This is a genomic window from Kitasatospora sp. NPDC057542 (assembly GCF_042801945.1).
Classification (GTDB): Bacteria; Actinomycetota; Actinomycetes; order Streptomycetales; family Streptomycetaceae; genus Kitasatospora.
Window position 1 is genome coordinate 1 of the sequence record NZ_JBHVFE010000602.1, and the last position, 4712, is coordinate 4712.

Below are 4712 nucleotides of genomic sequence, written 5' to 3' on the forward strand. Positions count from 1 at the left end.
CAGCACCGGCGACACGCCGACCGCGACGGCGGCATCCTCGCTGGTCAGGCCCTTCGCAACGAACCGCCAGAACCGCTGCCGCTCGGCCCGCCGACTGATCGGAGGCCGACCCGGCGACCGCAATGGCGGACGACCCGCCTTCAGCGCTGCACGCGCCCGTCCCTGAGCCACAACATCCTCCTCGATCGAGGTGTTGCGACGATCAGTTGAATCCGCCCTGGCAGCCGCGATCGGAGTGGAAGATCACCGGTCCGGTCGGGCGGCGGGTGTGGCAGGCGGCCCGTAGGGCGCCAGCGACCAGTTCGGTCCGCAGGTGGTCGGCGGTGGCCCAGCCGACGACGCGGCGGGAGGCGATGTCGATGACGGTGGCCAGGTAGAGCCAGCCCTCGTCGGTGGGGATGTAGGTGATGTTGCCGCACCAGCGCGCATCGAGGGCCGCCGGGTGGGGCTGGAAGTCGCGCAGGACCAGGTCCGGCCGGGTGGCGGCGCGGGGGTCGGGGATCGTGGTGCGCTGGCGCCGTCTTCGGTGCCGGCCCTCGAGGCCGGCCTGGCGCATCAGGCGTGCGACCCTTCGCCGGCCGCACCGGTCGCCGTCGCGCTGCAGGACGGCGTGCACGCGCGGAGCTCCATAGGTGCCGCGCGAGGTCGCGTGGACCTCGGTGATCTTCTCGGTCAGCTCCGCGTCGCGGACCGCGCGGGAGCCGGGGGTGGCGGTTCGGCGGGCGTAGAAGGCGGCTCGGGAGACCTTGAGCAGTTCACACGCCCGTTTGACGTTGTGGCCTGCCTGCTTCTCCGCCTCGATGAACGGGTGCACCGTCACCGGGTCTCCGTCGCGAAGAAAGCCGTGGTGCGCTTGCGGATGTCCACGTCCTCGCGCAAGCGGCGGTTCTCCCGCCGCAGCCTGGCCAGTTCCTCGCACTCGTCGCTGGTCAGGCCGTCGCGCTCGCCGACGTCGACCTGGGCCTGCTTCACCCAGTCGCGCACCGCGGTCTCGGTCAGGTCGAAGTCCTTGGCGACCTGACCGACCGAGCGGTCGCCGCGTCGGCACAGCTCGACGATCTCGGCCTTGAACTCCGGCGTGAACGAGCGGCGAGGGCGCGGCTTCCTCCCCATGCTCTCCATGATGGACATCATCCTTACCGGGACCGAAGCCCCTGACCAGGGGTGTCCGTCAAAGCGAATCAAGCCCACTTCTGGACAGCATCAAGCACGCGGGCACCGGCGCATGCGAGTCCTGCGGCGCCTATGGGATCAAGGCCGACGATGACGCGCTCGTCTACCTGATTGCCCATCGAGCACTCGGCGCTGCGAAAATCGGCATTGCGAAGGCTGGCAGCAGGAGGCTCGCGCTGCACGCTGCTCAGCGATGGGAAGAGATCATCCAGATCCAGCTCATCGGCCGAGACGTGCGAGCAGTCGAGCGCGCCGTCCTTCAGAAGTGGGCCAGGCTCGGACTGCCCTACGGTGTAAGTCCAACCGACATGCCCCATGCTGGCTACACGGAGACCGTTAGCCTGTCTGCCCGGTCGGAGGCTGAGGTCCGCGACGATCTTGCCCGAGCGTTCCGGGGAATAGGCTTGACTTATCCCTGACTCCGGAGGCGAGCGGCGCGGCCCCTGGCGGCCGCTCCTGCACCCCGCGTGCCCCGGCCCCCGCCCTATGCCCAGCGGATGCCGAGTTCGGTGAGTCGTGCGGCGCGTTCGGTGGGGATGTCGGCGTGCCTGCTGCGGCTGTTGGAGATGAACAGGCCGAGGCTGATCTGCACGGTCGTGCTGTCGGACAGGACCAGGGGTTCCTTGTGCTTGCGGGGGACGTTGAGGTGTCCTTCGCGGGCCCGGTACTGGGCGGCGGCGGCGAGGTTGCGTTGCTCCTTCTCCGCGTGGCTCACTTTCCCGGCCGGCTTCTGCTCGGCGGGCAGTGGCTCCAGGCCGAGGACGTGTTCCAGCGCCCACTGCTGCGCCGGGACGAGCTTGTCCCAGCCGATCTGCTGGGCGCGGCCCCACCCGGCGAGGTCCTCGCCCTGGACGACGATGCTGCCCGACTCGGCCCCGGCCAGCGTCCCGCCGTCCTTCACGTGGCGCCAGGCCAGGATGAAGCACCGCCGCCACTCCACCGGCCAGGACGGGCACCACCCCGGGTCGATCGCGTCCAAGACGGCCTTGCGGCCGGCGCTCAGCGCGCCGGTCCAGTCCAGCCCCTCCTCGCCGGCCTCCGCACGGCGCTGGAGGGCCTCGGTACGCCGCTGGGCGGTGCGCAGGTTCTTCATGATGGTGCCGACCGGGCGCCCGCCCCAGACGGCCTCGTTGGGCGGGCAGGCGTGGCCGTGCTCGGCCGCATAGCCGGCCACCGCGGCGAGGTTGTCGGTGAAGGCGGTGTCGAATGCGGACCAGATCATGCCCAGCTCGTCCAGCTCCTTGACGCGCTCGGCATCGAGGACGTCGGCGGCCTTGTAGCGGCGCTGGTCGGCCACCCACACCCCGAGCCGGTGCCCGGACGGGGCCCGGTACGCGTAGGGCACGCGCACGTCGCCGAACTTCTCCCGGTAGGCGAGCAACTCCTCCAGGCCCCGCCGGAACTCCGCCCGCTCCGGCTCCAGCACCCGGGTCCGCACGAACGCCGCGATCACCGCCGGGTCGCGCTGAGTGGAGAACTGCAACAGCTGCGCCTCCCCAGCGGCCGAGCGGCGCTCGTCCGGCTCCCCGGCGTGCCTGGGCTCTCTCGGCGGCCGGGTCTCGGACTGCGGCATGGCCAGGCGCTCGACGGCGGCCGCGTCGTGCGCGCGCAGCGCCATCAAGAGCTTGGACAGCCCGTCGTAGGCCCGGGAGGTGAGCAACTGGTCGCCGTTCTCGCTGGCCCCGAGCAGGACGGGCACCACGATGGTGGCGACCTTGCCGCTGCCCGGGTGCATCCGCAGCGCCCGCCCGACGGCCTGGACCAAGTCCACCATCGAGCCGCGCACGTCCGCGAAGAACACCGCGTCGCAGTCGAAGGTGTCGACGCCCTCCGACAGCACCTTGACCGAGGCCAGGACGTACCGCAGCAGCCGCCACCCGTCATCCCTGACCAGCGACGCGAACGTGCCCAGCACGGCCCGCCGCTCGGCCGGCGTGTGCTCGGCCTCCAGCCACGTCGTACCGATCAGTTCCGGCTGCGGGTGCAAAGCGGGGTCCTGCTCCCACAGCACCCGCGCGACGTCGTGCAGGCCGGTGCTCAGCGCCCGGGCCTCGGCCACCATGTGGTGGAACGACAGTACCCGGGACAGGTCCCACTCCGCGCACGCGGTCAGCAGGGCCGTCTGCAAGGCCGCCAGCCGCGCTCCCCGGTACTCCACCGACACCTCGCTCGCACCGCGCTGCTCCAGGCCCTGGAGGACGGGGTCGGACACGTCGACGCACAGGATCCGGTACGGCGCGATCACCCCGTCCGAGATCGCGGTGCCCAGCGGGTAGTCGTGGGCGACGGGCCCGTACAGCGCCTCGTCGTCCATGCTGGCGATCAGCTCGGCCGCCTCGATCCCGGACGCTGCCGCCCGCTCCCTGTCGCTGTCCTTGACCGCCCACAGCCGCGGCGTGGCCGTCATGAACAGCCGCCTGTCGCAGGGGATCCGGGCGTTGTCCAGGATCGCTGCCCACGGCCGCCCAGCCTGCCCCGAGGTCCGGTGCGCCTCGTCCACCACCGCCAGCGAGAAGGCCGGCAGTCTGGCCTGGTGCGCCTTCTCCAGATGGCCCAGGCCCAGCGAGGCGTAGGTGGCGAACACGGTGACCAGTCCCGAGCCCGCCGTCCACTTCACCAGCTCCGCCGGATCGGTGGTGCACCGCAAGCCCAGGGGCTGTTCGTTGCCCGCCAGCGAGCAGAGCCCGACCATCCGGCCGCCGTACCCCTCCCGCTGCCAGACCCCGACCGTCTGCTCCAGCAGCGGCAGCGAGGGCACGATCACCAGCGTCCGCTCCGCGTGGAGCCGCGAAGCGACGTGCACGGCCGTCAGCGACTTGCCCGCCCCCGTCGCCGCCCGGATCTGGCACCGCAGCCCCTCCGGCGGCACCAGACCCGACGCGGGCAGCGTCAGAAGTCGTACTGCCGCGTCGCACGCCTCTTCCTGGTTCAGGCGCAATTTCTTCGCCATAACAACTGTCTCCCTTTTTCGGAATCCATGCGACGCGACATAAAAGCCGCCACGGCCTTTTCGAGGGCTTCCCGGATTCGGCGGGAGGCCCGTTTCCCGCTGCGCCAGCTCAGCCCTCGGCCAGCCAGCTCCGGCCGTTGCGCAGGTCATCGGCCAGCTCGTCGCCCAGCGCGCGGGCGCACTCCGTCACCCACTCGCCCAGCTCGGCCACCCGCTCGAACTGCGAGACCAACAGGGGCCCGGCGACAGCGAAGCTGTGCGGCTCCTGTGACATGTCGTCAGCGATGCCCGAAAGCATCCGCAGCACCGGCCACAGATCGGCCGGCGCCGCCTTCTCGGGCTCCGGCAGCTCAAGGCCGTCAGCGTCTCGCACGATCACAGCACTCACCATCCATTGAGGAGTCACGTCCGGGCCCTTTTCAGAGCACCAAACCCGGGCGATCCTCCGGATTCCAGGGGCACCCGGAGCCTGTCCAGAAACCCAGAGTCTAGCGGGCTGCTGTCTTTGATGCACGAGAACGGGCGAAGCCCGTCCCTGTACCACCCCAACGAGTGACCCCATACATGACCACCCGTCACCACCCCATTC

Annotated in this window: 5 protein-coding genes; all 5 read right to left on the reverse strand. The window is 70.8% G+C overall.

Annotated features, from left to right (window positions below):
• Positions 1-202: 202 nt before the first annotated feature.
• The 5 genes from ACFU7Y_RS40510 to ACFU7Y_RS40530 all read right to left on the reverse strand — a co-directional run bounded on the left by ACFU7Y_RS40510 (position 203) and on the right by ACFU7Y_RS40530 (position 4496).
• Complete coding sequence (locus ACFU7Y_RS40510; protein WP_380771389.1) at positions 203-820, reverse strand: IS3 family transposase; 618 nt, start codon at positions 818-820, stop codon at positions 203-205.
• The gene (locus tag ACFU7Y_RS40515; RefSeq protein WP_380771391.1) at positions 817-1122 is read right to left on the reverse strand and encodes a transposase; all 306 of its coding nucleotides are present in this window, start codon (positions 1120-1122) and stop codon (positions 817-819) included. The genes ACFU7Y_RS40510 and ACFU7Y_RS40515 overlap by 4 nt, the downstream gene beginning before the upstream one ends.
• 59 nt (positions 1123-1181) lie before the next feature.
• Positions 1182-1490: a hypothetical protein gene (locus tag ACFU7Y_RS40520; protein ID WP_380771393.1), complete on the reverse strand. Its 309-nt coding sequence runs from the start codon at positions 1488-1490 to the stop codon at positions 1182-1184.
• A gap of 167 nt (positions 1491-1657) precedes the next feature.
• Positions 1658-4123 (reverse strand): Helicase associated domain protein, encoded by a 2466-nt coding sequence (locus tag ACFU7Y_RS40525; protein ID WP_380771394.1) that lies wholly within the window; start codon positions 4121-4123, stop codon positions 1658-1660.
• A 109-nt stretch (positions 4124-4232) separates the two neighbouring features.
• A complete protein-coding gene (locus ACFU7Y_RS40530; protein ID WP_380771395.1) occupies positions 4233-4496 on the reverse strand; it encodes a hypothetical protein in 264 nt (87 codons plus the stop codon).
• Between the last annotated feature and the right edge of the window lie 216 nt (positions 4497-4712).

Bases quoted from the DNA above. Each gene is read 5' to 3' on its own strand.
- ACFU7Y_RS40515 (WP_380771391.1), bottom strand. From the start codon at position 1,122: ATGGAGAGCATGGGGAGGAAGCCGCGCCCTCGCCGCTCGTTCACGCCG.
- ACFU7Y_RS40525 (WP_380771394.1), bottom strand. From the start codon at position 4,123: ATGGCGAAGAAATTGCGCCTGAACCAGGAAGAGGCGTGCGACGCGGCA.
- ACFU7Y_RS40520 (WP_380771393.1), bottom strand. From the start codon at position 1,490: ATGGGGCATGTCGGTTGGACTTACACCGTAGGGCAGTCCGAGCCTGGC.